This is a genomic window from Zobellella denitrificans (genome assembly GCF_002237365.1).
Classification (GTDB): domain Bacteria; phylum Pseudomonadota; class Gammaproteobacteria; order Enterobacterales; family Aeromonadaceae; genus Oceanimonas; species Oceanimonas denitrificans.
Window position 1 is genome coordinate 54930 of the sequence record NZ_NMUO01000010.1, and the last position, 8491, is coordinate 63420.

At 59.2% G+C, this 8491-nt stretch carries 7 protein-coding genes and 1 riboswitch; of the genes, 3 read left to right on the forward strand and 4 right to left on the reverse strand.

Annotated features, from left to right (window positions below):
- Positions 1-44: 44 nt before the first annotated feature.
- Complete coding sequence (locus CGX12_RS04050; RefSeq protein WP_094038620.1) at positions 45-2114, reverse strand: BCCT family transporter; 2070 nt, start codon at positions 2112-2114, stop codon at positions 45-47.
- A gap of 173 nt (positions 2115-2287) precedes the next feature.
- Between CGX12_RS04050 and CGX12_RS04055 the strand changes: the two genes are divergently transcribed.
- From CGX12_RS04055 to CGX12_RS19485, 3 genes are all read left to right on the forward strand, one after another.
- Positions 2288-2551 (forward strand): hypothetical protein, encoded by a 264-nt coding sequence (locus tag CGX12_RS04055; RefSeq protein WP_094038621.1) that lies wholly within the window; start codon positions 2288-2290, stop codon positions 2549-2551.
- Between the two features lie 90 nt (positions 2552-2641).
- Entirely contained in the window at positions 2642-3151 is a 510-nt protein-coding gene (locus CGX12_RS04060; protein WP_094038622.1) for a Mut7-C RNAse domain-containing protein, read from the forward strand.
- 222 nt (positions 3152-3373) lie between these two features.
- A riboswitch (cyclic di-GMP riboswitch) is annotated at positions 3374-3448 on the forward strand.
- 119 nt (positions 3449-3567) lie between these two features.
- A complete protein-coding gene (locus tag CGX12_RS19485; protein ID WP_142995570.1) occupies positions 3568-4212 on the forward strand; it encodes a hypothetical protein in 645 nt (214 codons plus the stop codon).
- A 78-nt stretch (positions 4213-4290) separates the two neighbouring features.
- Here the strand turns inward: CGX12_RS19485 and CGX12_RS04065 are convergent, their stop codons facing one another.
- From CGX12_RS04065 to CGX12_RS04075, 3 genes are all read right to left on the reverse strand, one after another.
- Positions 4291-5739 carry an NAD-dependent succinate-semialdehyde dehydrogenase gene (locus CGX12_RS04065; protein WP_094038623.1) on the reverse strand — a complete coding sequence of 483 codons (1449 nt, stop codon included), beginning with the start codon at positions 5737-5739 and terminating at the stop codon, positions 4291-4293.
- 191 nt (positions 5740-5930) lie between these two features.
- A complete protein-coding gene (locus tag CGX12_RS04070) occupies positions 5931-7424 on the reverse strand; it encodes an alanine/glycine:cation symporter family protein (protein WP_094038624.1) in 1494 nt (497 codons plus the stop codon).
- A gap of 743 nt (positions 7425-8167) precedes the next feature.
- A partial coding sequence (locus CGX12_RS04075) for a M15 family metallopeptidase (protein ID WP_303396173.1) occupies positions 8168-8491 on the reverse strand: 324 nt, incomplete at its 5' end.

Here is an 8491-nt window from a genome sequence, read left to right on the forward strand (position 1 = left end):
CCCGCACAGCCTGCCCCTTGGTGTTAACAACCTAAAGATCCCGGTCACGTTTTGGCCGGGCTTTCCTCCCCTTCCCGGGCGGGCGGGGTGTCATCGTCGTGCTCTTCCATCTTCCAGGGCAAAATCCCCGGCGAGATATGCAGGAAGTGCAGGTACTTCTCGAACTGATCCAGGATGTCGCTGATGATGTCCGGTTGATCGTAGCCATAAACGTCATAGGCCTGGCCACCCCGGCGCAGGAACACTTCGGCCCGGTAGTAATGGTCGTCGCCGTCCAGATCCCGCTCCGTCTCGGGGAAGGCGAAATCGGGCATGGCATAGGCGCGCAGGCGGATCTCGTAGATAAACTCCACCTGCCCTTCCTTGAACACCTCGAAGCGGGCCCGGCACAGCTCCTCGTCCAGGTTGACCTCGGCTTCCCAACCCTGCTGTTCCAGCTCCTGCTCCACTTTTTTCATGCTTTCCAGTGCGGTACCGAGAATAAAACCCTCGACCTTGTCCCGGGGTGGAAAATCCACCAGGCTGGCCAGCCGTTTCTTCCAGAAACCGGGCCCCTGCCTGCCCGCTCCCTGACGGGAATGCATGTGGTGCTGCAGGCTGACCTCGTGATGGCCTTCGATGATCAGGGCCCGCCACATGCCGATGGCGGCGATCAGCATGATGATGGCAAACGGCAGGGCGCTGACGATGGAAGCGGTCTGCAATGCGCTCAGCCCCCCGGCCAGCAGCAGCGCCGCCGCCACCAGCCCTTCGGTGCTGGCCCAGAACACCCGCTGCCAGGCAGGGGTATGCTGGGCACCGCCCGAGGCGAGGGAATCGATCACCAGGGAGCCGGAGTCGGAGGAGGTGACGAAGAAGGTGATGATCAGGAAAACGGCCACAAAAGACACCATGCCGGTCAGCGGCAACCGCTCGAACAGCTTGAACAGGGCGATGGCGTGGTCCGCCTGCACCTCGTCGATCAGCCGGGTGTAGCCTTCCACCATGATCATGTGCAGGGCGGTGTCGCCGAACACCGAAAACCACAGGAAGGTGAAGAAGGTGGGCACCACCATCACCCCCACCACGAACTGGCGGATGGTACGGCCCCGGCTGATCTTGGCGATAAAGAGACCGACGAAGGGCGCCCAGGCGATGGTCCAGCCGAAGATGAACAGGGTCCAGTTGCCGATCCAGTCGCTGGCGGTATAGGCCTGCAGGTTGAAGGTGCGCTCCACTATGTTGCTCAGGTAGCTGCCGGTGTTCTGCATGAAGGTGTTGAGGATGAAGACGGTCGGCCCCACCGCAAACACGAACAGCATCAGCGAAATGGCCAGCACCATGTTGAGGATCGACAGCCGCTTCACCCCCTTGTCCATGCCCGCCACCACCGAGAAAATGGCAAGGGCGGTGATCACCACTATGGCGATGATCTGCACCCCCGTACTGACCGGAATGCCCGGCCAGAGGTAGTTGAGGCCGGCATTGATCTGGGCCACCGACAGTCCCAGGGTGGTGGCGATGCCGAACAGGGTGCCGAGAATGGCGAAGGTGTCCACCGCATGCCCCAGGGGACCGTGGATGCGATCGCCGATCAGCGGATACAGGGTGGAACGCATCGACAGCGGCAGACCGTGGCGAAAGGCGAAATAGGCCAGGGCCAGCCCCACCAGGCCGTAGATGGCCCAGATATGAAAGCCCCAGTGGAAAAAGGCGATCTGCATGGCCTGCTTGGCCGCGTCCACCGTCAGGGCCGGCCCTTCGGGGGGAGAGGCGTAGTGCAGCACCGGCTCGGCCACGCCGAAGAACAGCAGGGCGATGCCGTAGCCGGCGGAAAACAGCATGGCGAACCAGGCGGGAAAGCTGTATTCCGGCTCGGCGTGATCCGGCCCCAGCTTGATATTGCCCCAGCGGCTAAAGGCCAGGGAGACGATAAACACCAGGAAGATGGCCACCGACAGCATGTAGAACCAGCCGAAGTGGGTAGTGATATAGGCCAGGGTACGGGAAAAAATCTCTCCCGCCAGTTGCGGGTTGCTCATGGTGCCGACCACCATCAGGGCGATAACGATCACCGCCGGGATAAACACCGGCATCAGCAGGGTGGACGAGGGTCGGGATGACGCTGTACTCATGGCGGCTCTCCTGTGATGGAAATAGAAACACCAACAAGTGCCATTAGACACCCGCCTTGTAGAGTGTAGCCAGTTCGCCGGTAAATTCCGTTCGGTCTCCTCTTCCGTCAGCCCGCTCTCCATCGGCAATGCTAGATTTAAAGGGCAGAGCCCATCCCCGGAGGATCATAAAAATGAAGCCATATAGCCTGCTGTTTGCCGCTTGCTGCCTGCTGGCCCTTCAGCCCCAGGCCCAGGAGTCCCGCTCCGTGGTGGTGCTGAAAGGCACCACCCAAAGCATAGAAGTATTGGGAGAAGAGCCGACACCGGCGGCGGGAGTGGAAATGGACGTGGGCATGGACGTGAAAGAGGAAGACGCAGCCCTCCCCGATAAGGAAGAAGAGGTTGAAGTGCCGCCGGCAGAGCCAGAGGATGAGAACGAAACCAGTTCCGACTGAGCCACGCAGAATAGATACGATGACAGTGCCAGCCAGGAGAACAGGAGCGACATGACCGCAAGCGCAAAGACGGCATGGAGATGAGAGTGGATGGGCAGACACCAGGCTCCCCGCTTTGTGGCCGACGCCATGCTGGGGCGGCTGGCGCGCTGGCTGCGGGTGCTGGACTACGACACCTGCTACCAACCCGAACTGGACGACCACCAACTGGTGGAACTGGCCAATGCCGAAGGGCGGATACTGCTCACCCGGGACAGGCACCTGGTACGCTTTCTGCGCCCGGCCCGGGTCCTGCTGATAGACGCATCGGTTCCCCTGGAACAGCTGGAGCAGGTGATCCTGGCTTGCCGGCTCCCACCGCCGACGGCACTGTTCCGCCGTTGCCTGCTGTGCAACACCCCCCTGTGCCCGGCCCGGGCCGGGGAGCTGAGCGGCCACCCGCCGCCACTGCCCCCCGAGGGCATGGCGCCGGTGTTCCAGTGCCCCCGTTGCCGCCGCCTGTACTGGTCGGGCTCCCATACCCGGCGGATGCGCGAGGCGCTGTACCGCGCCCTGCCCGGCTGGCTGAATCGCAACGGCGGTGACTGCCTGGCTGACTGAAACCCTACCTGCAGGCCGAGAGTCGCCTTCCCCCATCAGAACAAGCCGGCAGCGCTTTACCGACACTCAGCATAGATATGTGAGTTATTTTCAACTCAGTCTCATATGCAAAAAAAATATAACCAACCTCGCGCCTGTATTGCGGTCGATACACTATCATTCAGGCTGTAGATAATAATCATACCTTTACATTGTTATCGCCCGATGCCCAAGGGTGAGACAACTAGCCAAAGCCACACCCGTAGCGATACGGGGCCGGAAAGCCAAGGGTCTCCTTGAGACAGCCGGGTTGCCTAGAGTTTTTATTGGTTCTTTTGAAGAGTGTTATTGGATGATACAGAGCTGAATTTGGTATCTAGCCAGCCACCATCCGCCACTCTTTGGCGACCTAAAAAAGCAAGGCATGGAGGCCTAAAATGAAAAACCCACACATAGCTTTACTGGCAACCACGTTCATTTCTTTCTCTGCATTACCCTTTGAATCAGAGGTTGAAATAGTATCTCCCAAAGGAATCGTATATAGCAACTTTCCTGACAACATAAATGTAAAACTAGAAATATCCCTATTAAATCCAAACAATAACAACTGCATGACATCAGCCATCAGCGAAATAAAAGTAGAAGCCAAGCATGAAAATCAGCAAGACTTCAGTATTATCCATAGCAACTCCACCCCAGCTTTAGATAACAATTGCCCTGACAGCTACAACTTTGATTGGTATGTAACGGAAATAGGAGATTATCAACTGATCGTATCCACCAAACACGGAAATGATTATGGTTATGATGAAGAGACAGTTACTTTTGGTATGATTTCAGCAGAATACCCCGCACCACCTTCAGTAGCAAATGGAATAATAAATAATGATGAGTTCTACAAAACAATCCCCGGGAAAATACGCGGATGCATAATATCCAAGATTGCGGGCGTGCATGCCAGCGCAAAAGATGATGACTATCATTACGGCCCTAAAGGTGGACCATATGATGAGGACTTAATAGCGAGTGATATAAATGCCTTCTATAGCGATTGCTTATCAAGCACTCAATCAAAAAAATAGTAACCCAAGCAATTTAGAAGCAAGCAGTTATTGGTTTTTATTAATAGCAGCTGTGGGGGGATATCCCCCCACAGCCCTTTATTGTGAAATCCCGCCCAGGTTGATGTATTTGGTTTCCAGAAACTCCTCCAGGCCGATGCGCGCACCTTCCCGGCCCAGGCCGGATTCCTTGACCCCGCCGAAGGGGGACACCTCGTTGGAGATGATGCCCTCGTTCACCCCCACCATGCCCGATTCCAGCGCCTCGGCCACCCGGATCACCCGGTTCAGATCCTTGGTGTAGAAGTAGGCGGCCAGGCCGAAGGGGGTGGCGTTGGCGCGGCGCACGGCCTCGGCCTCGTCCTGGAAGCGGAAGCAGGCCGCCACCGGGCCGAAGGTTTCCTCCTGGGCCAGTTGCATGCCTTCGTGGGCCTCGCGGATCACGGTGGGCTGATAGAAGGTACCGCCAAGTTCATGGCGCGCACCGCCACACACCAGTTGGCCGCCCTGGGCCAGGGCGTCCGCCACATGGCGCTCCACCTTGGCCAGCGCCGCCGGGTTGATCAGCGGCCCCTGCTGGGCGCCGGTAGTCAGGCCATCGGCCACCTTCATGGCGGACGCGGCCTCGGCCAGGCGGCTGACGAAGGCGTCGTAGATCCCGTCCTGCACGAAGAAGCGGTTGACGCACACGCAGGTCTGGCCGGTGTTGCGGAACTTGGAAGCCAGGGCCCCGGCCACGGCCGCGTCCAGATCCGCGTCGTCGAACACGATAAAGGGGGCGTTGCCACCCAGCTCCAGGGAGAGTTTTTTCACCGTGTCGGCGGCCCTGGCCATCAGCAGTTTGCCCACCCGGGTGGAGCCGGTAAAAGACAGCTTGCGCACCGCCGGGCTCGCCATCATGGCCTCACCGATGGCCGGCGCATCGCCGGACACCAGGTTGAGCACCCCGGGTGGCATGCCCGCCCGCTCGGCCAGCACCGCCAGCGCATTGGCACAGAGGGGGGTTTCTTCCGAGGCCTTGGCCACGGCGGTGCAGCCGGCGGCGATGGCCGGCCCCACCTTGCGGGTGAGCATGGCGAAGGGGAAATTCCAGGGGGTGATGGCGGCGATGACACCCACCGGCTCCTTCACCACCCAAAGCCGGTTTTCCTGCCTGGGGCTGGGGATGGTTTCGCCGTAGGCGCGCTTGGCTTCTTCCGCGAACCATTCGAGGAAGCTGGCGGCATAGGCCACCTCGCCTTTGGCCTCGGTCAGGGGCTTGCCCTGCTCCAGCACCATCAGCTCGGCCAGTTCATCCTGGTGCTGCATCATCAGTTCATACCAGCGGCGCAGCACGGCGCCCCGCTCCTTGGGCGTGGTCTTGCGCCAGCTGACCAGGGCCCGCTCGGCGGCGGCGATGGCCTCGTCGGTTTCGGCGCCGCCGCAGCGGGCCACCCTGGCGATGACCTCGCCGCTGGCCGGGTTGCGCACCTCGTAACTGTCGGGGCTGGTACGCCACTGGCCGTCACAATACCAGCCGGTTTGCCACAGGGGGTTGGAAGTGTCCATCTCTCGCCTCTCCTTAAGGGGGAATATGCAGCCATTTCTTTTAGAAACAGTAACGTTACGTCATCGGCGAGTATAGGTGCAAGCGGGCACCCGGGGTGGGACCAGCAACCAAGGCCTGGCGCCGGCATAAAGAAAAGGCCGGGAGGGTTCCCGGCCTTGTCACTCTTTGTCACTACAGCTGCTGGTCAGACTTAGCTGCGCTCCACCTGGGCGTCGGCAACCACTTCGTCACCCACGGCACCGGACTTGGCTTTCTTGTCCTTGACCCAGTGATCGGCGTTCTTGATGCCCAGCTTGGTGGGATCGAAGGTGGGATCCAGGCCCTTGGCCTTCTGCGCCTCATAGTCCTTCAGGGCGATCAGCGCCGGCTTTTGCAGCAGCAGGATGGCGACGATGTTCAGCCAGGCCATCAGACCCACACCGATGTCACCCAGGCCCCAGGCCAGCTCGGCAGTACGGACGGCGCCGTACACCACAGAGGCCATCAGTGCGATTTTGAGGGCGAAGATCAACCAGGGACGGTGTACCTGACGGTTGATGTAGGCCACGTTGGTCTCGGCGATGTAGTAGTAGGCCAGGATGGTGGTAAAGGCGAAGAAGAACAGCGCCACCGCCACGAAGATGCTGCCGAAGCCAGGCATCACCGACTCGACCGCCGCCTGGGTGTAACCCGGGCCGGCAGACACGCCCGGCAGTTTTTCAACGATGGCTTCGCCGGCCTTGCCCATGACGTTGTAGGCACCGGTGATGATCACCATGAAGGCGGTGGCGGAGCATACGAACAGGGTGTCGATGTACACGGAGAAGCTCTGCACCAGACCCTGCTTGGCCGGGTGAGACACCTCGGCGGCGGCGGCGGCGTGAGGACCGGTACCCTGGCCCGCTTCGTTGGAGTAGATACCGCGCTTCACGCCCCACTCGATGGCCAGGCCCAGGATGGCACCGAAGCCGGCCTGCAGGCCGAAGGCGCTACCCACGATCAGGCTGATCACGCTGGGCAGCTGGCTGACGTTCATGATGATGATCACGAAGGCCACCAGGATATAGCCCAGCGCCATAAAGGGCACCACCACCTGGGTGAAGTGAGCGATACGCTTGATACCACCGAAGATGATCAGGCCCAGCAGCACCACCACGGCGGCGGCAGACACTGAAGTGGGAATGCCGAAGGCATTCTCGATACCGGAAGCGATACTGTTGGCCTGTACGCCCGGCAGCAGCAGACCGCAGCCGATGATGGTGGCAAAGGCGAAGATCCAGGCGAACCACTTGATGCCCAGGCCTTTCTCGATGTAGTAGGCGGGACCGCCACGATACAATCCGTTGTCGTCTTTTTCCTTGTAGATCTGCGCCAGGGTCGACTCGATAAAGGCGGTACCGGCACCCAGGAAAGCCACGACCCACATCCAGAACACGGCACCGGGACCACCGAAGGTGATGGCGGTGGCCACACCGGCGATATTACCCGTACCAACGCGGCCGGACAGCGACAGCGCCAGGGCCTGGAAGGAGGAAATACCGGCGGGAGAGGATTCGCCCTTGAACATCAGGCGGACCATTTCTTTGATGTGACGGACTTGCAGGAAGCGGGTACGCAGAGAAAAGTACAGACCTACACCCAGACACAGATAGATCAGGGGCAGGCTCCAGATATAACCATTAATGGCATCGACTAATGCACTCATACTAACGTCCTTTGTTCTGATTTAGGATGTCTGCTTGGGCAGAACATTGTCCTGACAGGGGCTTTCTATTAACGATCAAACCTAGTCCAATCGATAAGTGCAGAGAAAATTACTCCGCTATCCGGCTTAACACAAGTAGGACTACCGATTAGAATTTCTTATCAATAGCACACCCGATGGTTAACAACAGGGCAACAGCCCGCAGCAAGCCGGTTACCCTGCTTATACCCCAGTCCCGCAAGAAACTTCAACCCATTGTTTTTAAAGAAATAAAATTAAAACACCCCGTTTACCACCCGGCTTCAAAAAAGCGCCTTCCGGTTTACATAAGGTAAAAACTGTCTGGGTTTTGCCACCGGTACAATTTTAAAATATGTAAGCAATATCACATTTTCATTTGCTAAAAAGTAAGCGGTTGTAAGTGGAATTAACAAGTCGTTCGCCAGAACCAGCGTTTTTAATGAATAAAAAATCAACCGCAACAGTATAAAGTATCGTCATCCATGCCCCCCGCTCGCCGGCGTGGCCCCCAGAAGCTGCGCCACCGAAAAGCAACAACAATAGAGCAAAAGCAAAAAAAAAACGGAACACTGCTCCCCGCGCGGACCCCTCGCCCCGCCACTCAGGGCGGCAGGAAAACACCGCCCTGTGCAGATCTATGCCTTGCTGGTGAAGCGCAGGCGAGCCGCCCGCGCCCCAAGAGTGGTCGCCGCCCGAGTTTTACACCATGCGGTGCTCTTGCTCTAGCGGGGAAAAACCGCCACCTGCCGCTGCCAGCGCTGTTGCAGGCCGGGCAGTGACATGGCCCCGAACAGGGCCTGGGGAGCCTGGCTGTACCAGGCCCAGGACTGGTTGCCGTAGTCGAAGTGCCACCACTCGCTGGGCAGGTTGGTGAAGCCGGCGCGGATCATCACGCTGTGCAGCAGGCGGCGGTTTTCGATCACCTCTCCCTCCCGCGGGCCGGGCCGGGCCACCGCCTCGAAGGCGGCGCTGTAGGACCAGGGGCTGATGTCGTCGAACTCGGTGCCCATGTCGAGCAGCCGTCCTTCGCCGTCGCACAGGGTCAC